Annotated in this window: 1 protein-coding gene; it reads right to left on the bottom strand. The window is 62.2% G+C overall.

Translation table 11 applies throughout. From position 1 onward, the window contains the following. The coding region (locus SB689_RS24285) for a hypothetical protein (RefSeq protein WP_410694570.1) at window positions 1–233 on the bottom strand (233 nt) is incomplete at both ends.

Below are 233 nucleotides of genomic sequence, written 5' to 3'. Positions count from 1 at the left end.
ACCGCCCCTTTGTGTGCGTCGCGCCGGATGGCGAGTTCTGCGCAACGAGACCGTCGACAACGGTGAATCGATGGGGATAGTTCTGGGTGCGGGCTGTGATTTGGTTGGCATCGACCGGCGCGCCGTCTCGGCGTGTGTAGCGACCCAGCCGGTTCACCTCGTCTGCGATGGTTCGTGCAGACAAGGGCACGCCCGCAGCCATCAGAACTTCGCTTATTGCGTCATGCAAGGTC

This window comes from Chryseobacterium sp. SIMBA_038 (assembly GCF_046535115.1).
Lineage (GTDB): Bacteria > Bacteroidota > Bacteroidia > Flavobacteriales > Weeksellaceae > Chryseobacterium.
The sequence above is the reverse complement of the archived record's forward strand: the minus strand, read 5'-3'. Positions and strand labels throughout refer to the sequence as shown.